The organism is Posidoniimonas polymericola (assembly GCF_007859935.1).
In the GTDB taxonomy this organism is placed as follows: domain Bacteria; phylum Planctomycetota; class Planctomycetia; order Pirellulales; family Lacipirellulaceae; genus Posidoniimonas; species Posidoniimonas polymericola.
In genome coordinates, this window is the sequence record NZ_SJPO01000009.1 from 113,694 (window position 1) to 139,977 (window position 26,284).

Here is a 26,284-nt window from a genome sequence, read left to right on the forward strand (position 1 = left end):
CATGCGTCCGCAGCCCACCCCGCCGTTGCCCGTTGCGCCGCCGTTGCCCATCGCGCCGTTAGGGCTCATTGCGCCGCTGCTGCTAGCTGCGTTGGCGGTGGTCGCGGCGGCCGACGAGCCGGGGGTTGAGCCCTACCGGCGGGTCTACGCGCCGGCCGACCGGCCCGACGCGTGGCCCAAGACGACCGACGCCTGGGTGCCGGTCGCACGGGACGAGGTCGCGCGGCTGCTGAACGGCCCCCAGCTCTCTGCCCCGCAGGCCGACGACGCCGCTGAGCGTCTGACCGTGCGGGCGCGGGTCTCTCAGTCAACGCTGACCGCCGAGGGGGAGTTGACCGTGGAGCTGCACGGCCGCCCCGAGGCGTTCCTGCCGTGGCCAACTGGTCAGACGCCGGTGAGGTCGGCGAGCTGGGCCTCCGACCAGCAGCCCGCGGTGCTGGGCGACTGGGGCGGGGGTCCGAACCCCCCGCACGGGCTGCTGATCGACCGCGCCGGGGTGCTTAGCTTTGAGCTTAGCGGCAGCCCCGTCAGCGAGACCGCCACCCGAGCCGAGTACCTGCTCGGGCTGCCGGCGGCCGCCACCACCACGGTGACCCTCGACCTGCCGGCCGGCGTGACGCCGACCGTCGACCGGGGGATCGTTGAGGCGGGCCCGCCGGACGACAACCAAACCGAAGCTGCCGGCGACCAACGATGGGTCATCCGCGTGGCCCCGGGCGGGCCGCTCCGGATTGTGCTCGCGAAGCCGACCCCCGCGGCGGCGGCCGAGGGCCCTGGGTTCGACGCCACCCAGCAGGTGACCCACACGATTGACGAGGCCGGGGTGGTTTCGCACTGCCGGTTCCATCTGACCGCGGCCCGCGAGCTCCCGGGCGCCGTGCGGCTGATCGCGCCGCCGGGGGCGTCGTTGATCGGCGCGACGCAAGACTCGCTGCCGGTCACCTGGACGCTCCGCGAGGAGGAAGCGGCCGAAACCGTTATCCGCGTGGCGTTGAAAAGAAGCTCGGAAACAGAGTGCGACCTGGAGCTGGTCTTCGCAGCGCCGTGGGAGCCCGGCCAGGAGGCCGCGTTGCCGATGCCGGTGCTGCTTGGGGCACACTGGAAGGAGGGCTCCGCCGAGGTCCGCCTGTCCGAGCCGCTCGAGCTGATCGACATCGCGGAGCTGACCCACGCCCACCGGCAACCGACCCCGCCAGAAGATCAGGATCAGGCGGCGCTCTCGCTGCGGCTGTCGCGTCCCAACGCGAGCGTCCGCTTACAGGTAGCGAGTCGGACCGCGGCGATCGAGGCCTCCGTTGCGCGGCGGGTAACGCTGACCATCGATCCCCAGCGGGACCTCCTGCTGGCGCAGTCGACCGTTACGCTGGCAGTAGACAACCCCGCCGAGGCCCCGCGGCACGAGCTGCGGGCCACGCTCGACCGCAACTGGCGGCTGACCTCGGTCGAGGCGACGCCGAGCAGCATCCTCGAGAGTTGGGACGACGTCCAACACGGCGGCAAGCGGGTCGCGGTTATGCGGCTCGCACCCAGCGCCGCCGAGAACGCCGGCGCCGCGGTCACGTTGCAGCTCGCCCGCCGCGTCCGCCGGGGTGACGAGGGCGTCGCGTTGACCGAGCTGCTTGGCGTCGGCCTGAGCGGCGCGCGAATCCGGGCGGACTCACTGACCCTGACGACCGCCGCGCCATACCGGCTGCGGCTGCAGGACGCCCCCAGCCCGGCGAATTCTGCCGACACGCCCGAGGGTTCCGTGCGATTCGAAACCGGACGGACCCCGCTGCGTGCGCTGCTGGCGGGCGGGGTAGCGGAGGTTATCTCTGACCGCACCCCGCCGCCCGGCAGATGCGCGGTGCGGGTCGCTAATTCGGACGGCGAGTGGACCTACCGCGCCGAGCTCACCGCCCCGGCGACCGAGGGTGGCCAGCTGGCGCTGGTGAGGTTCGAACCGCCGCTGCCGGAGTCCGCCGTGCTGAGCGTCGGGGACCGCGTGCTGGGACGGTCGGCGCTGTTAGTGTCGCCGCGGGACGACTCATTCCCGGTGCAGGCGGGGATGCTGGCGTTGCCGCTGGAAGAGAGTGGGCCCACGCGGTTCCGCATCGACTTCAGCCTGCCCAACCAGGCGCCGCTGGATATCCCGCTCCCGTCACTCGACGGGGTCAGCGTGCAACGCGGAGTGCTGACGCTGGCCGGGGCAGGGCGGGGGAGCGTCGGCCTGCGGTCGAGCGGACTGACGCCGGCGGCCAGCGACGCAGCCGGCGACAGCGAGCTGCGGTTTACGTTCGACCCCAACCGGGTCGGCGCGCTCGACCTGTCGGCGATCGTCACCCGTCAACAAACAGGCCCCGCCGAGCTGCCGCTGCGGCTCCGCGATATCGAAACCCGCGTGCTCGCCAACGGCCGGCTGGTGCATCATGTCCGCTACCGGCTGCGGCCAACCAACCGCGAGCAGACGCTGCCGCTCCCTGCCGGGGCGGTGCTGCTCGGCGCTCAGGACGGGCTGGGGCTGCCGATTGCTCAGGACATCAACTCCCGGGATCAGGGGGTGCTCGCCTTCGCCGCCGCCGCCGAGCCGCGCGACGTCAGCCTCACCCTCGAGTCTATCGGCCAAGGCTGGTCGCCGGGCGCGCCGCTGCCACTGGCGGGCCTCCACCGCGGCGCCGCGGCGGGCTGGGTCTGGCGCGTATACCTCCCCAGCTCCTACGACCTCGGGGGCCCCTCGTGCGCTGTCATGACCGACTACGGCCGGCGGCAGAGCCGGCTGCTGGGGCCGGTGGCGGGCGTGCTGCGGGCGGGCGGGCTCAACCCGTTTGTCCCCCGCACTTGGTGGCCGACCGAAACCGCTTCACGGTCGGGCGAGCCCTGGAGTGCGCTCAACTGCCCCCCCGGCTGGCGTTGCTACGAAATCCCCTGCGTCGGCTCGACCACGCCGGACCTTGTGGTGCGGCATCATGATCAGCTGGTCGGTGGCGCCGCGACGCTGGGGGTGCTGGTCGCCTGCCTGTCTGCTTGGCGGTGGCCTCGCACGCCGCGCTTGCTTGTTACTGTCGCGTTGAGCTCGGCAGTGCTCGCGTTGCTGCTGCCGGCCACGCTGGCGGTGTGGGCCGCGTCGGTATGGCTTGGCCTGATCGCCGGCGCCATGCTCGGCCCCCTGGTGCGGGCGGCGGCGCGGCTTGCGCCGCTGCCGCTCGGCTGGCGGGCGCCGCTGACAGTCGCGACGCCGACCACCCCAACGACGGCGACAAGCCTCGGGGTGCTGTTGGCGGCGGCGGTGTTCACGGCGCCGACCGCCGCGGCGCCGCCGGACGCCCCCCCGCTGCCAACCGTGCTGATCCCGGTCAACGCCGACGCCGAGCCGGTCGGCGACAAGTGGTACCTCGAGGGCGAGTTCCTGAATCGGCTGCGGCAGGCCAACGGACCCCGGTCGTCGACGCCCGCCGAGTGGGCGCTCAACCGGGTCACGCTGCAGGGCGCGTTGCGGGGGCCGCTGGCCGCCGCCGGCGGCGGCGCCGAGCCGTGGCAGATGATCATCGAGGTGACCACCCGCCGCCGCGACACCGTGGCGGAACTCCCCCTGCGGCGGGGCGACGCGGCCTGGCCAGACAAGGCCGATGTCGACGGCATCGCCGAGCCTATCGAGTGGGACAGCAGTGGCGACGGCTGCGCAATCCGCATCGCCGAGCCGGGCCGACGGAGGATCGCGCTCACGTTCACCCCCGTCATCGAGGTCGACGAGATCTTGCCGGAGATCCAGTTGTCGCTGCCACGCTGCAGCCGCTCGCTGCTGCGGCTGGCGGTCTCCGACGCGGTGACGCCCGTGCGGGCGCCGGGGCTCGCCGCGCCGCTGCAGCGATCCGCCGGCGGTGATGAGGTGGTCGCCGACCTCTCGGGCGAGGACCACCTCGTGCTGCAATGGCAGGCCGGCGCCGAGAGCGCGCAGGTCGGTCAGGCGTTGTGCGACCAGCAGCAGTGGCTGCGGGTCACGCCCAACGGGGCGTCGATCGAGGTCCGCTGCGTGCTCGAGGGGACCGCCCCGCTCCCCCGCCAGCTGCGGTTCGCAGACGCCGGCTCGCAGCCAATGGCGGACGAACTGCTCCTTGCCCCCCTCAGCGATTGGGACGCCAAGCAGACCAAGCTAACCTACACCGGCCGGTTCCCGCTCGACCGCGAAAGCGGCTACGGCCGGTACAGCATCGCCGCCGCGTCCCCGGCCAACGTCACGGTCCGGTCGCGGTTGATGGCGTTCACCGCCGCGCGGGGGCTGTCGGTCACCACGCCAGCGACCAGCGGCGTCGCGACGTTCGACGCCGACGAGTTCGCGTTGCGGTGGAACCAGGGCGAGAGCGAGCCCGACGAGGCCCCCGACCGGGCGTTCGTCGCCTCGACCGTGTCGGCCCGCTGGGAGGTGCAGTCCGACCCGCGGCCCACGCAGCTCAGCATCGACGAGCAAAGCCTGCGGCTGGTGGTCGGGCAGGACGAATCGACCGCGCGGCTGACAGTCGCCTCCAACCGGAGCGGGTGGCCGCTCGGCAAGCTGGACATCGATGTGCCCGCGTCCTTCGAGCTGCTCGACTGCCGCCTAGTCGAGGGCGCCGAGTCGACGCCTCTGCGGGCCACCCGGCCGTCGCCTACGCGGGCGGTGGTATTCGCTACGCCGACGCCGGGCGCTCTCACCGAATCCGCGACCGCGTCCGGACCCGAGGTGCGGCTGTACGGCCGGATTGACGTCACCGCCGGCCGGCCCACGCCGCTCCCCGTGCTGCGAGCCACGGTCGCCCAAGCGGGCGCCTTGGCCATCGATCTCTGGCGGACGCCGGACAGCCTGGTCCGCTTGGCGGCAGAGCACACCGCCGCGCTCGACCCGCCGACAACCCCGCGGACGCAGCGGCGCGAAACCATGGTTGGCTCGGTACGACTCCTGCCCGGCCAGGCGGTGCCCGAGATCGTGGTTTCAAACAACAACCTCGGCTACCGGGTCAGCCACGTGACGGCCCATCAGCGGACGCCGGCCGGCGTGCGGCACCGCATCGCGGCGACCGTGCGTGTGGTGTCGGGCGAGGTGAGCGAGCTGCCGCTGCAGCTCGCCGACGACTCGCCGACGTTCAAGCTGGTTGCGCCCGAGGGCGGAACGCTAACGGCCGCCCCGCTGGAAGGCGTCGGTCGCTGGCGGATCAGTCTGCCGACCCCGCTCAGGACGGGGCAGGCGGTCGAGGTGCAACTGGAGTCGCGGCAGGAATCCGTTCCGGGAGAGCACTCGGCCGTGATGGCGCGGTTCCCCGACGCCCAGGAAAGCGACTCGCTAGTGGCGCTGCACGCGGGCCCGCACCTTGCCGAGGGGCGCTGGCTGACCGAGAACCTGGCGCCCGCGAGCGGACGGCACGAGGCGCCCACCGTGGCGTTCGCCGGCCCCGGGTGGACGCTCTACCAGGCGAACCGGTCCAGCCGCGCCGGGGTCGCCTGGACCCGCCGCGACAAGCGACGGCCCGAGTGCATTGTGCGACTCACCGAGACCACCGCCACGCCCGACCCCTTGGGCCGCCTGGCGATCACCGCCCGCCTATTGGTGGACCCCAACGGGGCGACGTTCTGTCGGCTGCAGCTCGATGAAGCGAGCGAGCTTGCCGCGATCGAGGTCGACGGCCGCGGGCCGGTTACGACCCGCGAGTCGCCCGGCGTGTGGCGGGTCACGCTGCTCAACCGCCGCACCCCCCAACTGCTGAGCGTCACCGCGTTGTGGACGCGGCCGGCCGGCAGGCAGGTGGTGATGGCGCCGCAGCTGGTCTCTGCGGAAGGCGAACCGATCGAGCCCGAGAAAGCGATGGTAGAGCTGGTCGAGTCGCCTGCGGCGCGGCTCCGCATCGCGACCACGGGCGACCAGATCACCGCCGACGAGCAGTCGATACTGCGTCTGCAGGCAATGCTCGAGCACCCGCCGCGCGCGGGCGAGGAATCGGCGTGGTGGCTGAGCCGGCTGCGGGACGCGAAGCAGTCGGTCGAGGCGGTCCATCGTGGTGAAGAATCTCGACGCGACCAGACAACCGACCAGGGGGGCATCCCGGCGGTCGCGTCTTCCGACTCCGCACTGCTGGCCGCGGCCGACAAACAGCTCGCGGCCGAGTTCACCTACCAGCCCAAAGCCGAAGCCGCCCCGATTGACGGCGAGCGCCGACTAATAACGCTGCCGTCGGCGGGCCCTGAACTAACTATAACCGTCGACGCGCGACGCGCGACCGACCTGGCCGGGCGGGTCGTGCTGGCGTTGGTCGCGGCGGCCGCCGCGGTCGGCTACCACGCGGTGTGTCAGCGGCCGGAGGTCATCGGCGTGCTAGAGCAGCGTCACAACACGGTAGTGGCCCTCGGCGGGCTGGCGTGGTGGCTCTGGCTGCCGCTGCCGGCCTGCGGCCTGCTGCTGATGGCCGCCGCTGCCGTGGCCGAGGCGCAGGCCCGCTACTGCCGGATCCTCTCGAACCGCTGACCGGCCTAAGCAAGGCCGCTCAACCGAGGCCGTCGCGGACGAAGCTGTCGGAGATGGTGCGTTCGGCGACGCGGCCCATCTCCTCGTGCGTGCGGCGCTGCCCCACGGTGTGCCAGGCGGTCACCTCCTGCAGCTCCGGCATGATCTCCAGCAGCTGGTTCTCCAGCATAGTGATGAACCGGTCCATGTTCTGCTCGTTGTTGGCCTCCTTCATGGCGCGGACGGTCTTCATCGTCCGCAGCATGCGGGCCCGGTTGAGCACAGCGCCGGAGAGGGGCGCCTCGGAGTCGACCAGCAGGTCCGCGATTGGCACCTCGAGAGCCTGCTGCCAGGTGTAGAGGTCCGAGAGCCGGAGGTCCGCCTTGGGATCGAGCTGCGAGCGGACCTGCTCCATGCTCATCCCGGTGCGGCGGACGACACTGCGGTGCGAAACGCCCTGTTCTTTCTGCACCTCGCTGATGCGGTGCAGGGGCCGGGTCTGTGCGGGTTGCTTGCCCGTCGGCGCGACGGGGGCTCCGCTGCCGTTGTTCAAGCCGGGGGTGGCGCTGCAGTCGTCGACAAGATTCATGGGGGCCTCCGTCCTCTAGTTCCGTTGGCAGATGAGAAAAGGGGGTGCCGGCGGTCCCCGCTCCCAACGTACGCACCTCGGGCGTCGTTGGATCGCTAGAGAACGCCTCATGTGCCGTGCAGTCGCCCGTGCCTGGCGACGCTGGTCTGCTGACAGCGAAGCCGTTTGCCGTGACACGGGCAGCGACGGACCCAGCACTTTCAGCCGCGGCGAATCGGGTCGCCGCCGGCGTTTGGGTCCGCAGGAGAAGGGGGCCGATCAGTGGCCGCCAATCCCCGTTCCGCGATCATCCTAAGCAGGTGATCGAGCCGGGGCAAGGTTTCTTGGCGCGAATCCTAACTGGCGACTCGGTAAGAAGTTACAGGCCGCGGCGGGGCCTGGGCGAATCGACACACTCTTGTGGTCGACGAGAGAACTTTTGGTCGATCTCACGACACGAAACCCGCCACGCTGTTGCATATTCGAGCACGCTGCAGCGTTCCGCATTTTGCGAAAATTTTTCTCCGTTCCAGCCGACGGCTTGACCGTTTCGCCGATTCTGGCGTTGCCGCCAGCCGGCGCCTGCGGCGCCGTGGTTGATGTCGCACCGGCGGCGTGCCGCATCACTCGCCGAGGGCAAAGTCGCCCATCGCGCCCAGGAAGTTGGGCTTCGGCAGCGGCGGGATCTGGCCGACGCCCGGCTGCGACTTACTCGCCTCCGCCCGCTCCCCACGCGGGGCCCGGAGCGGAGCGGGGACGTTGGCTTGCGCGGGTTCGACCTCGATCACCTGGAAGCCCCGCAGGCGGCTGTGCGCGGCCACCATCGCGGCGTGCGTCGCGGCCGGGCGGCGGAGGTCCTCGATGCTGAGGTCGTCGTCGGCGCCCATGTACAGGGTCCGGAGCTCATTGGCGTTGATCGTCGAGACCCCGTCGTGCACGATCACCACGCGGCCCGCCGCGCGACGCTTGACGTCGCGGAGCGTGCCGCCGAGGCCCTGCCGCGATCCGCTCCGCACCACCGACACCTGCGGGAACTTGGCCGCGATCTCGTTGGCGATCTCGAACGAGTCGTCGGTCGAGCCGTCGTCGACAATAAGGAGCTCGAACCGCGGGGTCAGCTCGGCCGCGACTTCCAGCACCCGCTCCACGTTGCGGCGCAGCTGCGCCTCGGCATTGTGGATGGGAAGAACGATGGTCAGAGAGGTGTCCATGGTAGGTTGGTTCCCGCGGGGGTACAGGGCTCGCGTCCGCAACAGGGACGCGTCGCGCCCTGGCTGCAACTACGCATCGACGGTTTGGGGCGCCCGCTCTAGGCGCCCGGCGAGTTGTCGGACTGCTCCACGTTTTCTGCCGGCAGTGGTGATCGGGGTGGCGCGTCTGGCGCCGGTCGCCCGACCGGGTCGCAGCGGTTTTGCGGCGTATGGCTGCGCGCGGCCCGTTGCGGTATGCTCGACCCTCTGGTTTGCCCCCTCGCCACGACACGCTACCCACCCATGGCCGAGCCCGCTTTCACCGACCCCACGACGCTGCTGCCAGCCGTGGCCCAGGACGCCGCGTCGGGCCAGGTGCTGATGCTCGCCTACATGAACCGCGAGGCCTACGAGGAAACCCTCCGCACCGGCCGCGCCGTCTACTACAGCCGCAGCAAGCAGCGGCTGTGGCGCAAGGGCGAGCAGAGCGGCAACGAGCAGCTCGTCGAGCAGGTCCTCATCGACTGCGACGCCGACGCTATTGTGCTGCGGGTCAAGCAGCTCGGCGGGGCCGCCTGCCACACCGGCCACCAGAGTTGTTTTTACCGCGAGGTCACCGACCAGGGGCTGCGGGTCGTGGGCGAACGCGTCTTCAACCCCGACGACGTCTACGGGCCGCCCCAGTCCTAAGCGGCCGCCCACGGCGGCCCCCACACGCATCTATCACCAACGCGGGAGGCCGCTGACCAGCGTCCCGGCCCGACGGAGAAAACTACCCCATGAGTGCAGAAGAACGACTCGCTTCGCTTGGCGTCGAACTCCCCCCGGCCCCCAAGGCGATGGGCTTGTACAAGCCCGTGCTGACGGTCGCCGGCCTGGCCCACACGTCCGGCCACGGCCCGCTGCACGCCGACGGCACGCTCACCAAGGGCCGCATCGGGGCCGAGCTCGACACCGCCGCCGGCTACCAGGCGGCCCGCCAAACCGGCCTGGCGATGCTCGCCACGCTCCGCGAGGAGTACGGCAGCCTCGACCGCATCGAACGCCTCGTCAAGACCTTCGGCCTGGTCTGCTGCACCCCCGAGTTCACCGACCAGCCGGCCGTGATCAACGGCTTCAGCGAGCTGATGCGGGACGTCTTCGGCCCGGACCACGGCGTCGCGGCCCGCAGCGCGGTCGGCGCGCCGGCGTTGCCCGCCGGCATGGCGGTCGAGATCGAGGCCGTCTTCGCCCTCAAGCCCCAGTAGCGCGGCAAACTCCGTAACGCGGCAAACTCAGCAACGCGGCAGACTCCGTAGCTCCGCAAACCCAGCAACTGGCGGCTACAGCTCGATTGTCTGCGGCACGACTTCGAAGTCCGCCGGCGGGGCCGGCGTCGGGAAGTTGCCGTCGTGGTGGAAGGTGCGGTTGACGCCGAACCGGGCCGACTCGTCCAACGCCTCGCGCAGGCGGTCGAGCACGTCGTCGCGTGACTCGGCGCCCGGCAGGTCGGCGATGGCGCAGGTGATCGTGTTGGTCAGCTCGTGGCCATCGACGACGAACTTGGTCTCGGCGATCTGCTGACGCACCGCGTCGATGGTGTCGGTCATGCCGTCGATGTTCCCCTCGTCCAGCATCAGCAGCAGCTGGTCGTCGTCGTAGGCGGCGACCAGCTCGGCGTTGGGGGCGGCGTCGCGGACCAGCTGGGTGATCTTGGCGCGGAGCTTGTCGGTGGCGCCCGCCTCCTGCTCGCCCTCGCACGGGTCCCGCCGCACGAGGACCGCGGCGCGGAACGTCTGGTCGGAGCCGTCGTTGAGCACGTCGTCGAGCTGCTTGAGCAGGCTGTCGAGCGTGGCGATGCCGGCCTCGGCCGCGGCGTCCGACGCCGCCGCGCGGCTCTGCTCTTCCTGCGAGTCGCGGACCTCGCCCACCTTTTCCGACAGCTCGCCCGACTTCTCCACCAGCTTCGCGCGGACCTCCTCGCTCTCCAGGCCCTCGTCGACCAGGGCGTCGAACTCACCGCTGATGCGCTCGACCTCTTCGACCCCCGCCGCCGCGGACTCACGCAGGCCCTCGTTGGGCAGTTGGTCGATCTGGCTCTGCGCGGTCTCGAGGTACGCGTGGTTGGCGTCCTGGATGCTCTTGGCGTTGGCGTCGAAGGCGTCGGCGTCGTCCTGCGACTCCTGCAGCTCCTGGCCCATCCGCGACAACTGCGCCTGGAACGCCGCCAGCCCGGACATCAGGTCCTCGTCCTCGGGCTCCTCGGCGACCGGCTCCTGGGCGGGCTCCTCGACCGGCGACGCGGCGTCGACCGGCGACTGCACCAACGGCTCCTCGTCCCCCTTCTTGCGACGCAGCGCAGGCAGCCGCACCGAGGGGAGCTCGAGGGCCATCCCGAACCTCGCCCCCAGCACGTAGCCCAGGCAGAGGTTGAATGAAGCGATCAGCGCGATAGTAAGCTGCAACATAGTCTCGGCTCGGCCGAAGGGAAGTGGGCGCACACGTGCAACCCTACGTCGCTCCGCGGCGCCACGCCGCCGGCCCTGCCCGGACCGCGACAACCGCCACGGGCGGGTCGTCGCGAATGCAACGGCAACGACAATCGCACCGGCTAATCCAATTCAAGAACAAGAGCCGGCGGCGTCAGCCGCCGGAGCAGCTCGCCGTGCAAGTCGCCGGCGCGGGTTCGGCTCCCCCGGCAGACGCCGGGGGCTCTTGGCTGGCTAGCGTTTGTGGGTCGACTTCGTTCTGTCCGAATATTCGCAGCGAGGGGACAAAACCCTCACCGGCCGGATCGCCGTCGTTTGTGTTTCCCCCTACTGCTGCAGGCTCTGCCGAGGTTTCCGACACACGCTGCGGCGCCGGTTTTGTCCGCTGCGCTGACTCCCGGTTGGCCGACGCTTTGATTTGATCTGCCATCTCACGCAGCGCTGCGGCGACCGGCGAGGGCCGCTTGGTTGTGCTTGCAGGCTGCGCGGCGGGGTGGGGCTGCTCCCCCGGCTGACGCCGGGGGCTCTCGTTGAGCGTGCAGCGCTCCCCTGCCGCTGGTCTCGCGGAAGCGATTTGCTGGATCTCTTGCTCGAGGCTCCACGGCTGCTTCGGCTTCGACTTGGCTAGCTGCTGCTTGCGTGTGGCTAGCTCACGCCGCGCGCGGCGCTCCCGCTCTTCTTGGCGGTCCTGCCGGTCGACCAACCACGCCGCGGCCCGCCAGTGCGTGGCCGCCGCCTGCCGCACCGCCTGCAGCGGCCCGAGCCGCGCCGCCATCCGCGCCCGGCGGACCCGCTCGTCAAAGCCGTCGTCGCGGGCCTGCTCCCGCCGGATCGTCTTCTCGCAGCAGCCGACATAGTCGGCCGCCTCGCGGACGGTCATCCCCGCGGTCAGCAGCGCACAAACCTCCCGCTGCTTCCCCTCATCCAGCACCCGTGGTCGCGCCATCATCGGCCCCCTGTCGTTGTCGGCTTGCTTGCGAACATATACATGCGTACACACAGCAATTCTCGCCGACACGAGGGCCAATTTCTACCGAAAAGCACCAAAGTAGCACGACTCTCCGAGTCGTGAAAAAGAGACGCCGCCCCCCACAATCGCCCGCCCAAACGCATCAACCGGACGTCGGGTGGCACGTTCTGAAAGGGCGTGGTGAATCAACAGCGGGGCCACCCGACGCCGCCATCAGCGCCGCTACCTGCCCCCCCGCAGCAATACCCGTCGGCAGAACGGTTTCGTACAATTCCTGTTGCGATTGCATCGGGATCGTTCGCCGCACTGCCCTGAACCATGTCCGCCCAGCCCCTCTACACCCAGCACCAGCGCCTGTTCGCGGGCAACAAGTTTGTCTACCCGGTGCTCAGCCGGCGGTCGGGGGGGATCTCAGTGGGGGTGAACCTGAACCCCGACAAAGTCTGCAACTTCGACTGCGTCTATTGCCAGGTCGATCGCACCACGCAGAGCCCGCAGCGGTTTGTCGAGGTCGATCGCTTGATCACTGAACTGCGTGACGTGCTGACGCAGGCCCACACCGGCGCCCTCTACGACACGCCAAAATTCGCCGCCGTGCCCCCCGCGCTGCGGCGGCTCAATGATCTGGCCTTCAGCGGCGACGGCGAGCCCACCACCTTCGTCAACTTCGACGAGCTGATGCAGCGCTCCGCCCAGGTCAAACGCGAGCTCGGCCTCGACGACGTGAAGATGGTGCTGATCACCAACGCCAGCATGCTGCACCGTCCCCGCGTGCAGCAGGGCCTCGCCACGCTCGACGCCAACCAGGGGGAGATCTGGGCCAAGCTCGACGCCGGCACCGAGGCCTACTACCGCCAGATCATGCGGACCGTGATCCCTCTCACGCGCGTCCTCGAGAACCTGACCACCGCCGCCCGCACACGGCCGCTGGTGATCCAAACCCTGTTCTGCACGCTCGACGGCGCGGCGCCGAGCCCGTCAGAACTCGGCGCGTACTGCGACAGCCTGAACGAGATCACGGCCGCGGGCGGCCAACTCAGCCGCGTGCAGATCTACACCGTCGCCCGCCGCCCGGCGGAGTCCACCGTCGGGCCGCTGCCGCCCGCGGAAGTCGATCGCATCGTCGAGCTGGTGCACCGCCGCACGGGCATTGACGTGCAGGGGTATTATTAGGGAGCGCACCCGCACAATGGGTGGCCGCGAAGCGAACACCCATCGCTAGCGGCTCGCCATCCCGCTAGCGGTGGGCCTGGGGGCCCACCGTACTTGAAATCGAGTTCAGATGGAAAACAGCACACCGAACCCGTACGAATCGTCGCGGGTCGATCGAGATCCCAACGAGAACGTGCTTAATGCGCACTTATCTGTGGCTTGCATAGTTTGGACAGTGATATCCATCGCAATCTGGTTCGGGCAACTACAAATGGCGCCGATCTACGCCGACTTCGGTGTTGAACTGCCTTCACTAACGAGAACACTAATGCATCCTGCATTTCCCTTGCTCCCCATGGCGACCGCAGGCTTCGTTGCTATCGCCGCTCCCTTTCTGTCGAGGCCACAACGTCATCGCCTCTGCCTTGCTTCGAACATCGTTGCGATTTCGTCTGCGTTGCTGGCCACCTATCTCCTATTTGTGCCTGTTGTGATTCTGCTCAACTCGCTGCGATGAACCGAAGCGTAGTAGGGGCGGTAACGAAGCGAATGTCCATCACGAGCGGCTCTCTATGGCGTCGGCAGTGGTTCTGCAGGCCAACCCGATTTGCTTTCGGCGCGACTTTTCTAGCCGGCCGTCGGGTGCTGTTATCGAACCGGACGCTAACGCGTGCCGGCTGATGGCCTTGCTGGGGGTTGCCCGCTGTCCGCCGACATCCCGTCGCCCGCAAACCACCGCCGCGCCGAGCGGCGCCCCAGCGCAAACACCGGCGTCCACAGGCAGAGCGTCGCCAGCGCGGCCCACGCCAGCGTGACCACTTGGAAGAACATGATGTCCGATGCGGCGACCGGCTGGCCGTTCACCGAGACGATGGTGGGCCCCGTGCTGCCCGGGGCCGGTGGCAGGAACATCACGACCACGACAACGAGCATCCAGGTCGAGAGCAGGGCGCCAAGCAGCACCGTCAATCGCGACAAGGCGCGGGCGGCCCGCCGCCGACTCAGCAGGCCAATCAGCAGGGCGACACCAACCGCGAACGGCGCCAGGGTACTCAGCGTCGAGCCCTGGGGCACATGCCGCAGCAGTCCCACCACCAGCCCCACGCCGAGGCACAGCGTGAGCAGCCCGAGGGACCCCAGCGACAGCTTCACGCTGACCGGCATGCGGGCGTCAGCCACGACGGCGTCATCAGTCGCCGCCGTCGCCGGCGAAACATACGGGTTGATCGATTCACCTGTCATGCGGCGCCCGGGAGAGGAGATTCAATAGATGGACCTGTCCCTGGTTTCTCCCTCAACCCGGCCAAGGAACCGGACGCTAACGCGTGCCGGCTGATGGCCATTCGTGGGTTCTCATCCCTCGCTCATCAGCGGCCATCAGCGTTCCTAAAACGCCGCGGGAGCAGCGTCAGGCTGCGAGTGGTACGCCGCCAGGAGCGCCCGGACGAACTCGGGCGAGACGTCTTCGATCGTCAGGACCTTGCTGCGGGACTTGCCGTCCTTCGAGCGGATGACGCACACCACTTCTGAGTTGCCTGCCTGCTGCACGATCTCTTGCATCGCGGCCCGCTCACGCGGCGACAGCGCGGCGAGCGTGTCGGTCGAGTCGGGGCCCTGCGAACGCACGGCGGGCTGGCCGAGGGGCGCCATCGGCTGGCGGTCGAACGTTGCCCCAGGTGCTTGGGCCCCAGGTGCCTGGGCGACGGATGCCTGGGCGACGGACGCCTGGATCGCAGGGGCCGGGCGGGTCGGCGGGGCAGGGCGTTCGTCGGCCAGCGACTGCAGCGGGCCGCCGCGGTAGATCGCCGAGAGCTGCAGCTTGTCGAGCTCGGCGTGCACCTCGGCCAGGGCCGCGTAGATGCCCTCGTCGTCTTCGTTGTCGGCGGCGTTGCAGACGCCCACCACCTCGCCCTTGGCGCTGAACAAGCCGCCGCCGCTGCGTCCGACGACCGGCGCACCGCTGGCGGTGATGTTGGCGGGGCCCTGGTAGCGATTGACCGCGGTCACCACGCCGGTCCGGACGCTCGGGTCGGCGCCGTGGTCGCAGCCGCTGCTGAGGACCGGGTCTCCCTGCCGCAGCAGGTTGGCGTCGGCCGCGATGCGGGCGGGCGCCACCTGGCCGCTGGCCTTGAACGCGACCAGCGCGACGTCGCTCTCGAAGTTGCAGCTCAGGATCGCGCTGAGCGCGACCCGCTGCACCACGCGGGGCTGACCGGCCTGGGCCTGGTACAGCTCGACCGTCACGGCGGACGGGTCGTTGATCGGTTGGCCCTCGGGGCCGCGGAACAGGTGGGCGCAGGTCAGCACGAGCGCCTCGCCCTCGCGGGCGTCGACAATGGTGCCGGTGCCGTAGCTCTGGCCAGAGGCGTCTTCGACCGTCATCCGCACCGTGGCGTTGAGCATCGCGTCGACGTCGGCCGACGGGGCGGGGGCGAGGGTCTTGGGCGCCCGGCCGGGGATGTCGATCGGCGGGGCCCCGCCCGCGGCTTGCAGCGTGGCGTTTGTCTGCGACGAGCCAGGGACCGTGCGGAAGGTCGCCGGGCCACCGCGCGGGGCCGCTGCGGCCGCCTGCTGCGGCGCGGCGCTGGTTAGCATCTGCCGGAGCGACTCGTACGAAGTCAACCCGACGACCCGTTTCACCTCACGGTCGCCGGCCAGCACCACGAACGTGGGGTAGCGGTCCACGCGGAACTGCTGGGCGACCTGCGGAGAGCGGGAGCCGTCGATCCGCTTGACGCGGAAGCCCTCGGACTCGAGCCGGCTGACTACCGGGTCCATCTGCCGGCACGGGCCGCAGGTCGGGAGCGAGAAGTCGAGCAGCGTCGCCTGCGCCGACGACTGTTGGGCCGGCAGCAGCAGCAGCGCGAGAACGAGAATAGCGGCGCGGGGAGTCGCGAAGACCATGCGTATCCCTCCTTGGAGACGTGGTCGCCTTTTTCAGGCATTTAGGGTGACGAGCGAACGCATCCTGCGGTCGCGGTGTCGTTGGTGCTTGTCCGTTGGGTCGGTCGTGGGTAAGTCACGTCAATGTGCGCCGGATCGGGGCAGCGGACAAGACCAAGTCCGCTCGGTTTCGCCCGCCGACGCTAGCAAGGGCCGCCCGGCGGCCCGCCCAACGGAACGGACACCCCAGAAGCAACGCCCGTGCCATCCGGGTCGCTAGCTCGGGGATGGAGCGTTAGAATGCGTGCCCGCCGATCTCCGTCCGGAGACGCTAGCAACCGGCCTACAACGCCCTTTTACACTATGCCCTCGCGTCGAATCCTCGTCACCGCGGCCCTGCCGTACGCCAACGGGCAGATCCACATCGGCCACCTGGTCGAGTACCTGCAGACCGATATCTGGGTCCGGTTCCAGAAGCTGCGTGGTAACAATTGCAAATACTTCTGCGCCGATGACACGCACGGCACCGCTATCATGATCCGCGCCCGGCAGGAGGGCCGCAGCGAGGAGGAGCTGATCGCCGACGTGCAGCGCCAGCACGAGGAAGACTTCGCGGCCTTCGGCATCGAGTTCGACAACTACGGCAGCACCAACAGCGCCGAGAACCGCGAGCTGTGCAACGAGATCTGGGCCGCGATCCGCCAGGCCGGCCTGGTCAAGGAGGCGGACGTCCAGCAGCTCTTCGACCCTGAGGCGGGCGCCTTCCTGGCCGACCGCTTTGTCCGCGGCGAGTGCCCCAAGTGCGGCGCCGCCGACCAGCCGGGCGACAACTGCAGCAGCTGCGGCACGACCTACACCCCGGCCGAGCTGAAGCACCCCAAGAGCACCCTCAGCGGCGCGACGCCCGAGGTCCGCAACGCCGAGCACCTGTTCATCGAGCTCGAGCAGCTGCACGGCTTCCTCGAGGAGTGGACCCAGTCGGGCGACTCGCTGCAGCCGGAGATCGCCAACTACCTGAAGGGCCACTTCCTGCAGGCCAAGGATGAGGACGGCCAGCGGATCCCGCTCCGCGACTGGGACATCAGCCGCCCGGCGCCGTACTTCGGTTTCGAGATCCCCGACTCGCCCGGCAACTACTGGTACGTGTGGTTCGACGCGCCGATCGGCTACATCGCCAGCACCCAGCAGTGGTGCGACAAGCACGACGAAAAGCTGGACGACTGGTGGAAGTCCGACGACTGCGAGGTGCACCACTTCATCGGCAAGGACATCACCTACTTCCACACGCTGTTCTGGCCCGGCATGCTGAAGACCGCCGGCTACAGCCTGCCGACCAAGGTGCACATCCACGGCTTCCTGACCGTCAACGGCGAGAAGATGTCCAAGAGCAAGGGCACCTTCATCACCGCCCGCAGCTACGTGAATCACCTCGACCCGTCGTACCTGCGGTACTTCTACGCGTCGAAGCTGTCCAGCCGCGTCGACGACATCGACCTGTCGCTCGAGGAGTTCATTGCCAAGGTCGACACCGACCTGGTCGGCAAGTTCGTGAACCTGGCGAGCCGCAGCGCGAAGTTCGTGGCCCAGACCGGTCTGGCCAAGGAGTACCCGGACGACGGCGGGCTGTTCGCCGCGGCGGCGGCCGCGGGCGAGGAGATCGCCGCCGCCTACGAGTCCTGCGACTACAGCCGCGCCACGCGGCTGATCATGTCGCTGGCCGACAAGGCCAACCCGTACGTGGAGGAGCAGAAGCCGTGGGAGCTCCGCAAGGACGAGTCGCAGGCCCAGCGCCTGCAGGACGTCTGCACGGTGGCGCTCAACCTGTTCCGGCAGATCGCCGTCTACCTGGCGCCGGTGCTGCCCGACGTGGCGCGCCAGGCGGGCGAGCTCTTGAACGATCCGATCACCGACTGGGCCCAGTCGCAGCATCCGCTGCTGGGAACCCCGGTCGGCAAATTTAAGCACATGATGAACCGAGTCGACGAGAGAAAGGTAGCCGCGATGATTGAAGAGAACAAAACGCCCGACGACGAGAACGCACAACAGGACGCCGAGTCGGTGATCGCCGACAACGAAGGCGACCTGGACGCCTCCGCGGAGCGGACCGCCATCTTCGTCAAACCAGGCGAAGAGGGCGACCAGTGGAACGACAGCGGTCAGCCATTAGCCGACGAGCCGCTCGCCGACGAGTGCAGCTTCGATGACTTCATGAAGGTCGACCTCCGGGTGGCCCGGGTAGTCTCGGCCGAGCACGTCGAGGAGGCCCGCAAGCTGCTCAAGCTGAAATTGAGCCTTGGCGGCGGCGAGTACCGCCAGGTGTTCGCCGGCATCAAGGCCGCCTACGACCCCGAGAAGCTGGTCGGCCGGCTGGTCGTGATGGTGGCCAACCTCGCGCCGCGGAAGATGAAGTTCGGCCTGTCCGAGGGCATGGTGGTCGCCAGCGGCCCCGGCGGCGAGGAGGTGTTCGTCCTCTCGCCGGACGACGGAGCGAAGGCGGGCCAGCGGGTGCACTAGCCAGCGCTACGAGGTGGGTGCCGGGGGCGCTCCGCGACAGCGGAAGCCCCCGACTGCCTGCGAGTCGCGGTAAGTACCTCTCGGGGGCTTCCCTAGCGGGAGCGCCCCCGGCACCCTGCATCTGCTGCAGGATCAACCGCCGAGGATCTGCTCGAACCGGTCGGTGATGCGCTCGATGTCGAAGGTCGCCTCGGCGTACGCCCGGCCGGCGGCGCCCATTTCGGCCCGCTGCTCGGGCGAGTCGGCCAGCTGCATGCCGGCGTCGCAGAACCCGGCAATATCGTCGGGCGCGACGATCAGCCCGGCGCCCGTCTCGCGGACGATTTTGGCAGCGAGATTCTCGGACGGCATCGCCATCAGCAGCGGCCGGTCAGCGCACAGGTAGCTGAGCACCTTCGACGGCACACTGAACACCCCCGCGTCGGGCTCGAGGATAGCGACCAGCACGTCGGCGCTGGCCAGCACGTCGGGCAGGTCTTCGAAGGGCTGGAAGCCCATCACCCGCATCGCCAGCTCGGGGCGGCTGGCGGCTTGTTCGCGCAGCCACTCCACGCCCGGCCCGCCGGAGACAACCACGAGCTCTCCCCGACCGGTCGCGGTGAGCTGCTCCGCGAGCTCGAGCAGCAGCCGCGGATTGTGCTTCATCGCCAGCGTGCCGGAGTAGACAAACCGCAGCTTGTCGCCGAGCTGCTGCTTGCGCGACCAGTCGTTGTCGCGGTCGCCCACGGGCAGCTGATCCACCAGGGCCCAGTTGTGGATCGTGTGGATCCGGTCTCGGGGGATGCCCCAGTCCGCGAAGATGTCGGCAAAGTCCTCGGAGATGACCACGAGGTCGCGGCTGCGGGCGGCGCACTGCTTGTCGATCCGCAGGAAGTGGTCGCCGACCATCGCGCCGACGATCGGCAGCTTGCTCTCGAGCACCTTCTTGGCCGCCATGCCGTAGATGTCCTGGATCCACGACACCAGCGGCAGGCCGGCCCGCGTGCACGCCTTCACCAGGGCCTGCTGCGCGATGGTGGGCGTCTGGCCCGAGATCACGACATCGGGCTTCCAGCTCAGGCACGCGTCGACGAGTAGGCCGCCGTACCGGCGTTCCATACCGAACCGCTTGAAGAACTTGGTCTTGGGGATCTCCTCGCCGAGGTCGATGACCTGGATCTGCCAGTTGTCGGGGTCGTCGGCGCGACGCTGCAGCTCGCCCCGCGGGGTGAGCGTCGATCCGCAGTACAGGTGCAGCACCTCGTGCCCACGAGCCGCCAGATTGCGGCTGAGCTGAATCGGGAACGCGTGGCCCGCGTAGTCGTGGACGATAATTCGCATGGTGGTCGTTGCCGGAGAAGTCTTATTCGGTTGATTGGACCCACTGGCGGTCGGCCTCGTAGCCGAGCTCGATCAAGAGCGGCCCGGCGACCTCGTCGAATAGCGCCCGCAGTTCGGGGGTGAAACTGTTCCGCCAGCCGCCGCGCTTGCCGCTGCGGTAGGTGTGCGATTTTTCCGGCGCGGCGGCGTCCTTCATCGCGGCGGCCAACGCGGCCGGGTCGACCGGGTCGCTCGACCGCGCGGCGTAGTGCTGGGCCATCCGCAGCAGCTCAGCCTCGACGCCGGGGCCGGTGAGGTCCTCGAACCGCACGGCGCAACAGTCCGGGTCGGAGAGCCAGCCGGCGCACTGGCCGAACCGCGCGCCGATGTTGGGGTACTCGAAGTCGGGGTGCTCGGCTCCGACGCCGGTGATCGCCAGCCGGATGGCGTCCTCGATGGTCGCGGTCTGCTTGAACACCTGGTGGAGCCGGTGCCAGCGGTTCATGTCGCGGAGGTAGTGGGCCTCCGAAACCACCACGTCGCGCGGGTCGCGGTAGATGTAGTAGTGGGCGGCGTTGACCGAGCGGAGCGCGTTGGAGGCCGGCCGGCTGTAGAACAGGTGCGCGCGGACGATCTCGCCCGGCCGGTTCCGCGCCATGCAAGCGGCGGTCTTCTCGTCCGGGACGCGGCGGAACACGAACGAGCTGGTCATCGACGAGTGGAACTCGCCGTAGTTCACCCGCCCGGGCAGGGCGCCCACCAGCTGGTCGAGCAGGTGGGTGCCGCTCTTCGGGAACGAGTTGGCGATCGCCGGCGGCAGCCGTCGCAGGTCCTCGGGACGCGGCGTCGGCTTGGCGCGTTTGGCCAGCCCCAAGGCCTTCATCGCGGCCTTGCGGACAAACGGGTTCTTGTGGTGGAGGGCGTCTTGCAGCATGGCGGTAGAGTCAGACAGCGGCGGCCCCGGGGAAGACCCATTCGCAGAACGCGTCGAGGTCGTGTTGGGCGTCGCGGCGGAGTTCAGCCGCGCGCTCCAGGGCTCGCTGCGAGGCGGATTGGTACTCGTCCGGGCGGGTGATCCAATTCTCGATCACGCCGCTGGCCTTGTCGACATAGTTTGCTTTCGGGCAGATGTTCCAGCTGTCGTTCGGGCCAATCAGGCCCGGGATGCACGACCAACCGATCGCGAGCACCGGCTTGGCCCGCTCGAACGCCTCGCTGATTACCACCGGCTGCGCGTCGAAACGCGACGGCAGCAGCAGCAGGTCAATGTCGCGGAAGAAGGCCTCCTTGTCGGCTCCGTACACCGGGCCGCGGTAGTCGAGGCGGTCGGGGTAGTCCCGCTGCGCCCCGGCGAGTCGCTCGCGCGCCTCGGCGTCCATCACCGGGCCGGCCAGGACCAGCTTCACCGAATCGTGTGACTCGAGGAGCTTGGAGAATACGCCGAACACGTGGTCGATGCCCTTGTCGTAGCTCAGGTTGGCGAGGTGGCCGACGCGGAACTCTCGCTGCCCACCGAACGGCTCTTCGGTCGATTCGGACGAGTCCTGCGTGGCGTCGTCGGCCCCGCCGGTCATCATTACCGTGCTAGGCAGCTGGAGGAAACCGGCGCGGCAGCCGTAGAGGCTCTTCAGGTGGGACTGCATATCGTCGCACAGCACGACGTGCACCCCGCTCGGGCCCATCACCCGGTCCAGCAGCTTGACCCGCCAATCCGGCTTCGTGATGTACGCGTAGATGTGGTGGTGGGCCGCGACCCGGCTGCCCCACAGGCGGGCGGCAGCGGCGGCGGCGATGTTGTACCACATCGCCCGGCGGGCGTTGACCGACATGTACAGCGCGCCCCCGCGCGACGCGCCCGACAGCAGCCGCAGCAGCGCGCCGAGGGTGCGGAAGAACTTCGCCACGCGGAAGCTGAGCGTGATTTTTGCTGATCCGTCGGACAGGTTGAGCTCGCCGACGGCGCCGATGGCCGCCAGCCGATCGGCGATCAGCCGCGTGCAAAGAGTCATCCCGGTTGTCGGCGGCGGCAGGACCGCGAAAACGGTCGCCTTGCGGGCGGACGGTGTTCTAGACGCTGCCATCGCACAGAGCCTTCACTGGGCCTTTATTGGGCCTTTACTGGGGGTCTTCACTGGGCGCTGGCGGCGCGCGAAGCATACGGGTACGCCTGGGCGGGGGCCTGCAGCGTGGTCCGAGTTCCCCAGAACGCCCTCGAGACGAATCCCAGCAGCAGCGCGAAAAAGACGCACTCGCCGACTTCGACCGTCATCACCGCGATGCTGCCGCGCGTCCAGTTCATCAGGTGCGGGAACGCGGCGGTCAGCGTTGCGATTAGGAACGGGTTGGTCGGGTCGGCCTTGAGCGGCTCGTCGATGAAACGGATGCCAATCGTGGCGAGCAGCGCGTAGATTACCATTACCACGCCGCCGCCCTCGTAGTAGCTCTCACCGACGACTCCCAACCCCCAAGTGGTTTTGTAGGGGAGTCGCAACGTCCTGAGCAGCAGGTGGCCCGGGGGCTGGGGCTTGCTTGGCCACCACAACCGTGGGATCGGGTAGCCCACGACAAACTCGAGGCTGTTGAGGGGCTCGACGCTAATCCGATCGTTGTCGACCAGCTCCATTGTCAGCATCGAGTAGAAGCCGGCGTACTGCCCGAAGTAGTGCAGGCCGTCCTGAGCCGTGCTGTTCAGTGAGTCCAGCACGGACACAGACTTAACCTTCTCTACCAGGACCGCGACATTCCGCTCGACACCCTTCTTGTTGGAGAAGTGGCGGAAACTCGAGTACACCGAGGCGCCCACGAGCAGCGTGGCCAGCGCAACGGCGCAGAACCCGGTGGTGACCATCGGCCCCCGTTCACGCCACTTTGCCCAATACATTGCGGCCAGCGGCGCGAACAGAACCGACAGCAGCAGGCGGCGGCCGTTAAAGACCAGCATCGCGTACAGGCCAGCGAACAGGTACATGCCGATGAACAGCGCGAGCAGCGGCAGGAGGTGTTTCTTCCGGTACCAGGCCAGGAACGAGAACACGCTTCCAAACACAATTGCCTTGTGCGAGATGTTGTACAACAGGACGCCCAGCACGGGCACGTTTTGCACCACTAGTCCGAACAGCGACGTCAGGATGCAAACAACCGTGAGCGACACCAGGACCACGTTGTTGATCGGCGGCCACTTTTGCAGGCGCCCTTTGGCGAACCACGCGGTGAGGGGCCGGCAAGCGTAGTAGAAGAAGTACAGAGACCCGTAGAACAGCAGCGAGTAGGCCACGAACCGCGTCTTCAGATCAGAATCGGGGTGGAACCATTTGAGCTCCGGCCAGTGGAAGTTGCCGTAGGCGACTTCCAGCGACCCAAACCCCGTCGAGAGGGCGCCCCCCAACAACAAGAAGTTCCAACCGGTCAACAGGTCATTCCGGCCACGCGCGAAGGGCACGAAGATTGTGAGCCCTATCGCGAGGAGGAATAAGAAGCCAAACGAGGCCATAATATCGTCGAACATGCTCGTCTCTGGCCTGGTTGCTCTCTGGCTGGTGGTCTGGCCGCGGCGCCTAGGCTTCGCGTCCGCCGTTTACTCGCGTCTTTTTCTCTGGGTTACGCGCTTCGTAGGCCCGGCGGATCGCTTCCTCAAAACCGTCGACCATCCGATCGACCGTCGCGGTCCCCTCGACGCTCTCTCGAGCGTTGGCGGACATCTCTTCGAGCCGGGCGGGGTTCGCCAGCAAGCCGCCAAGGGTTTGGGACAACGACCCCGCGTCCCCGTGACGGTAGCACTCCCCATTGCGGCCAGGTTCGAGATACACAATCTCGGGATTGTGACAGTCTCGCCGGTCGCTTGTCACCACGGGCGCCCCATACCACAGGGCGTGGAGGATGCTGAGCCCGATGTTCTCTGGGTAGCAGAACACGTCGGCACTCAGGAACCACGGAGCCAGCTCTTCCTCATTGTATAGCCCACGCTCGAAGATCGTGATGTCATCGATGCCCAACTCGGCAGCCCGTTCTTGTAGCGACTGTCGCTGCGTGTCGCCGTTTCCGATTATGACGATCCGAATGTTCGGAATCTGCCGCCTGAGGTCGACCGCCGCCTCGAGCAGCAAGTCGACGCGGTTTGCCGGCAGCAGACGCGACACAAACAACACGGTCCGCTGTCCGTCCAGCCCCTTCGACCGGCGGAACTCGTCCAGCCGGCCGGGGGTCGAAAGCCATTGATCTCGCGCGCGGTCGATGGCGGCGTGATCGATCGCGTTGGACGCCACGCTGATCCGCTGCGGGGACCAGCCTTCGTCGAGGTACCCCTGGGCGGTGGCCCGGTCGTAGAACAACAGGCAATCGGCCCGGCGGGCCAGGAAGTCGCGGGCCCGCTTCCAGAAAGGGCGGTCCGACTTCGAGAGACCGTGGCCCCACAAGACTACCCCCACGCCAGCCAGCTTCGCACGAAAGATGCTCGGCAGCAGCAGCACGTAGCGCGGGGTCCAGGTGAGCATGAGCACGTCGCAGTCCTGCCGGCTGGCGGACCAAAACTGCGCTGGGTACACCAACGCCTTAGAGCCGAGCAGGCGGGTGGTCTTCAGCCCGGCCGGCTCGGCCCGGAACCCGTCGGCCTCGACGTTGTCCAACCCAGGCGTCACCCCGTAGACAACCTTCAGCTCGATGCCGGGGCGGGCGGCCAATTCCCTGAACACCGGGATACGGTACTTGGCCAGCGCCGGCTGGACAATCGTGACCCGGATAGTAGGGGCGGAGCCGCTGACATCGGTGATTTGCGACACGCGAAAGCGTCCCCTAGCCCTAGCAGGCTCGTCTTAGTAGGCGCCTTCGGCGAACAGCACGGTCCGGACGGTCCGAATCATCAGGTAGAGATCGAGCCACGGTGACCAATTCCGCACGTAGTACTCGTCGAGCTGCACCCGCTCGTCGTAGGTAGTGTTGTTGCGGCCCGACACCTGCCACAGCCCGGTAATGCCCGGTTTAACGGATGTGTACAGCCCCCAGCAATCGCCGTACTTCTCGACCTCTTTGGTCACAATGGGCCGTGGACCAACCAGGCTCATCTCCCCGCATAACACGTTCCAGAGTTGCGGCAGCTCGTCGAGGCTCAGCTTGCGGAACACCCGGCCCACGGTCGTGATGCGGGGGTCCCACTTGAGCTTGTGGTCCTTCTCCCACTCGGCCCGGAGTTCGGGGTGGGCCTGCAGGTGCTTCTCCAGCGTCTTGTCGGCGTCGACGACCATTGTCCGGAACTTCCACGCCTTGAAGCCCCGGCCGTCGAGCCCCAAACGCGTGTGCCCGAAGAAGATCGGCCCCCGTGAAGTCAGCTTGACGGCCAGGGCGATCGCCAACAGCACTGGAAAGAGAGCAAGCAGCGCTGAAACCGACACCGTGAGGTCCATCAACCGCTTCATCGCCCGCTTTCCGGGCAGCATCAGGTTCTGCTGGATATGGATGCCGTCGAGGCCGTCGACCGGGCGGCGCCCGCCCCAGTGATCGGGGAGACCGGTCAACTCGGAAATCAGCTGCACATGCGGCAGGATCTCCAGGCAGTTGCTCACCTCGTCGGTGATATCGGAATGGGCCTCCTCGCTGGGGATCACCAAGGCCCAGTAGGCTTTGTTCTCAACCGCCGCAGAGCGTACGCTCGACCAGTCGCCAATGAACCACGACTCGCTGCCATCTAGCTCCAGGGTGGAAGGGTCTGCGATCACCCCAACCGGCCGCAGGCCAACATGGGGGCTCCCTCGGAGCCACTCGAAGACCTCGATAGCCCTTGTGTCGTCGCCGCAGACCAACGTGGGAAACCCCCACCATTGGCACCTCCCGAGCACCCGCCGGGCCACACTGCGGCCCATCACCAGTGTCGTCGCGCACATCAGGAAAGAGAGCGCCAGAAACCCTTTCTGCACCGTGAACACTTCGCTCACAATGAGTATCGCAACCGTCCACACGGCGAACATTGAGGTCGCGGCTACGATGAGTCGGCGGAACTCCTCAACAGGGCTGAGCTGGATGCCTGGGTACAGGCCAAGCTCCGCACCAATCAGCACGAACCCCATTGCGATGGGGGGGAAGATCACCGAGATGTTCATGCCGGCGGCGCCCCCCAGCACGGTAATCAAGAACTGCCTGCTCACCGCAATTGCCACCACCAACGCCAGCAAATCGATCACGACCAGCGGCAGGCTTGTGCGGATGGACTGCGCAAGATACTCCCAGCCAACTTTGCGGGCGCTGGTGCTGTTTGATGGCGGTGTTGACAAATTGACGCCGGAGCGGATCGGACCGGTGTGGATCGGCGACGGGAGCGCGGAACGCGTCGCGGTCACGGGGACGCTGATTCTAGCCATGGCAATCGCGGTGTCGAGTCAAGTGGGTAGAAGCAACGTCAGTGTAGCAGCGTGCCGCTCAGCGGGCTTGGGAGCACGATCCTCTGAAGCAACGGCAACAGTTAGCCGCTCGCACTAGGATAACACAGCGGCCTACCCCCAACATTCGGAGGCGTTCGGTCACGGGAGCAGACGGCACGCGCGGCCTTCGTTCCGAGCGGCTGTGGGTCTCCCACCGCCTGTCTAATCGTAGCAGAAAAGGTCGCCCTGCAGGGACTATTGGCAGTATACTTATGCCTCTTTAGAGGGTCAACGAACAGGCTTGCGGCCTCACTCACTCTGCGCTCATTCGCAAACCAGCAAGAAGCGTTGTTCCCTTTCTGCCGATTACGCGGAAACGAATCTCGGGCGCGCTGGGTTTCCCTCTTGCATACGACGCCCACTCAAGACGGTTCGATTGTTTATG

18 protein-coding genes are annotated in these 26,284 nt (G+C 68.1%); 6 read left to right on the plus strand and 12 right to left on the minus strand.

The window, feature by feature from the left end:
• Position 1: 1 nt before the first annotated feature.
• Positions 2 to 6,469 carry a hypothetical protein gene (locus tag Pla123a_RS17905; protein ID WP_146589490.1) on the plus strand — a complete coding sequence of 2,156 codons (6,468 nt, stop codon included), beginning with the start codon at positions 2 to 4 and terminating at the stop codon, positions 6,467 to 6,469.
• 19 nt (positions 6,470 to 6,488) lie between these two features.
• Here the strand turns inward: Pla123a_RS17905 and Pla123a_RS17910 are convergent, their stop codons facing one another.
• The gene (locus Pla123a_RS17910; RefSeq protein WP_146589492.1) at positions 6,489 to 7,037 is read right to left on the minus strand and encodes a helix-turn-helix domain-containing protein; all 549 of its coding nucleotides are present in this window, start codon (positions 7,035 to 7,037) and stop codon (positions 6,489 to 6,491) included.
• A gap of 602 nt (positions 7,038 to 7,639) precedes the next feature.
• Positions 7,640 to 8,227 (minus strand): glycosyltransferase, encoded by a 588-nt coding sequence (locus Pla123a_RS17915; RefSeq protein ID WP_146589494.1) that lies wholly within the window; start codon positions 8,225 to 8,227, stop codon positions 7,640 to 7,642.
• Between the two features lie 282 nt (positions 8,228 to 8,509).
• Here Pla123a_RS17915 and hisI point away from each other — a divergent pair, with 282 nt between their 5' ends.
• Complete coding sequence (hisI, locus tag Pla123a_RS17920) at positions 8,510 to 8,896, plus strand: phosphoribosyl-AMP cyclohydrolase (protein WP_146589496.1); 387 nt, start codon at positions 8,510 to 8,512, stop codon at positions 8,894 to 8,896.
• An 89-nt stretch (positions 8,897 to 8,985) separates the two neighbouring features.
• Positions 8,986 to 9,453 carry a RidA family protein gene (locus Pla123a_RS17925; RefSeq protein ID WP_146589498.1) on the plus strand — a complete coding sequence of 156 codons (468 nt, stop codon included), beginning with the start codon at positions 8,986 to 8,988 and terminating at the stop codon, positions 9,451 to 9,453.
• Between the two features lie 75 nt (positions 9,454 to 9,528).
• Here Pla123a_RS17925 and Pla123a_RS17930 read toward each other — a convergent pair whose 3' ends face one another.
• Both Pla123a_RS17930 and Pla123a_RS17935 read right to left on the minus strand, forming a co-directional pair.
• Complete coding sequence (locus Pla123a_RS17930; RefSeq protein WP_146589500.1) at positions 9,529 to 10,653, minus strand: hypothetical protein; 1,125 nt, start codon at positions 10,651 to 10,653, stop codon at positions 9,529 to 9,531.
• 175 nt (positions 10,654 to 10,828) lie between these two features.
• Positions 10,829 to 11,620 (minus strand): hypothetical protein, encoded by a 792-nt coding sequence (locus Pla123a_RS17935; RefSeq protein WP_146589502.1) that lies wholly within the window; start codon positions 11,618 to 11,620, stop codon positions 10,829 to 10,831.
• Between the two features lie 342 nt (positions 11,621 to 11,962).
• Between Pla123a_RS17935 and Pla123a_RS17940 the strand changes: the two genes are divergently transcribed.
• Together Pla123a_RS17940 and Pla123a_RS24725 are read left to right on the plus strand one after the other, a co-directional pair.
• Positions 11,963 to 12,817, plus strand: a complete 855-nt coding sequence (locus Pla123a_RS17940; RefSeq protein WP_146589504.1) for a radical SAM protein — start codon at positions 11,963 to 11,965, stop codon at positions 12,815 to 12,817.
• Between the two features lie 109 nt (positions 12,818 to 12,926).
• Positions 12,927 to 13,313 (plus strand): hypothetical protein, encoded by a 387-nt coding sequence (locus tag Pla123a_RS24725; protein ID WP_197528083.1) that lies wholly within the window; start codon positions 12,927 to 12,929, stop codon positions 13,311 to 13,313.
• A 146-nt stretch (positions 13,314 to 13,459) separates the two neighbouring features.
• Here the strand turns inward: Pla123a_RS24725 and Pla123a_RS17945 are convergent, their stop codons facing one another.
• Together Pla123a_RS17945 and Pla123a_RS17950 are read right to left on the minus strand one after the other, a co-directional pair.
• Positions 13,460 to 14,038: a hypothetical protein gene (locus Pla123a_RS17945; protein ID WP_146589506.1), complete on the minus strand. Its 579-nt coding sequence runs from the start codon at positions 14,036 to 14,038 to the stop codon at positions 13,460 to 13,462.
• A gap of 144 nt (positions 14,039 to 14,182) precedes the next feature.
• A complete protein-coding gene (locus tag Pla123a_RS17950) occupies positions 14,183 to 15,700 on the minus strand; it encodes a trypsin-like peptidase domain-containing protein (RefSeq protein WP_146589508.1) in 1,518 nt (505 codons plus the stop codon).
• Positions 15,701 to 16,042: 342 nt separating this feature from the next.
• On the opposite strand from Pla123a_RS17950, the gene metG reads away from it, so the two are divergent.
• Positions 16,043 to 18,193 (plus strand): methionine--tRNA ligase, encoded by a 2,151-nt coding sequence (gene metG, locus Pla123a_RS17955; protein WP_146589510.1) that lies wholly within the window; start codon positions 16,043 to 16,045, stop codon positions 18,191 to 18,193.
• 132 nt (positions 18,194 to 18,325) lie between these two features.
• On the opposite strand, the gene Pla123a_RS17960 is transcribed toward metG, so the two are convergent.
• The 6 genes from Pla123a_RS17960 to wbaP are packed head-to-tail and all read right to left on the minus strand — an operon-like array spanning position 18,326 to position 25,839.
• Positions 18,326 to 19,513, minus strand: coding sequence for a glycosyltransferase family 4 protein (locus tag Pla123a_RS17960; protein WP_146589512.1), 1,188 nt, complete (start codon positions 19,511 to 19,513; stop codon positions 18,326 to 18,328).
• Between the two features lie 22 nt (positions 19,514 to 19,535).
• Positions 19,536 to 20,426: a sulfotransferase domain-containing protein gene (locus Pla123a_RS17965; protein ID WP_146589514.1), complete on the minus strand. Its 891-nt coding sequence runs from the start codon at positions 20,424 to 20,426 to the stop codon at positions 19,536 to 19,538.
• 10 nt (positions 20,427 to 20,436) lie between these two features.
• Complete coding sequence (locus Pla123a_RS17970; RefSeq protein WP_146589516.1) at positions 20,437 to 21,573, minus strand: glycosyltransferase family 4 protein; 1,137 nt, start codon at positions 21,571 to 21,573, stop codon at positions 20,437 to 20,439.
• A gap of 47 nt (positions 21,574 to 21,620) precedes the next feature.
• On the minus strand, positions 21,621 to 22,997 hold the full coding sequence (locus Pla123a_RS17975; RefSeq protein ID WP_146589518.1) for a hypothetical protein: 1,377 nt from the start codon (positions 22,995 to 22,997) through the stop codon (positions 21,621 to 21,623).
• A gap of 49 nt (positions 22,998 to 23,046) precedes the next feature.
• Positions 23,047 to 24,267, minus strand: a complete 1,221-nt coding sequence (locus Pla123a_RS17980; RefSeq protein WP_146589520.1) for a glycosyltransferase family 4 protein — start codon at positions 24,265 to 24,267, stop codon at positions 23,047 to 23,049.
• A 33-nt stretch (positions 24,268 to 24,300) separates the two neighbouring features.
• The gene (gene wbaP, locus Pla123a_RS17985; RefSeq protein WP_146589522.1) at positions 24,301 to 25,839 is read right to left on the minus strand and encodes an undecaprenyl-phosphate galactose phosphotransferase WbaP; all 1,539 of its coding nucleotides are present in this window, start codon (positions 25,837 to 25,839) and stop codon (positions 24,301 to 24,303) included.
• Positions 25,840 to 26,284: the final 445 nt, after the last annotated feature.